At 62.0% G+C, this 205-nt stretch carries 1 protein-coding gene; it reads left to right on the forward strand.

The window, feature by feature from the left end; all coding sequences use genetic code 11:
* Positions 1-205, forward strand: a 205-nt coding sequence (locus IF28_RS0135945; protein ID WP_030229692.1) for a DUF475 domain-containing protein, incomplete at both ends; no start/stop codon positions are given.

Genomic DNA, 205 nt, shown 5'->3' on the forward strand with positions numbered 1-205 from the left:
CACCATCGGCATTCTGATCGCCGTCTTCGGTATGCGACTGGTCTTCCCCGTCGTGATCGTCGCGGTCAGTGCCCAGCTCGGGCCGATCGAGGCGGTCGATCTCGCACTCAGTGACAAGGACCGTTACCAGGAACTCGTCACCGACGCCCACCCGGCGATCGCCGCGTTCGGTGGCATGTTCCTGTTGATGATCTTCCTGGACTTC

Origin of the sequence: Streptomyces sp. NRRL WC-3626, from assembly GCF_000718785.1 — a bacterium.
Taxonomy (GTDB): Bacteria; Actinomycetota; Actinomycetes; order Streptomycetales; family Streptomycetaceae; genus Streptomyces; species Streptomyces edwardsiae.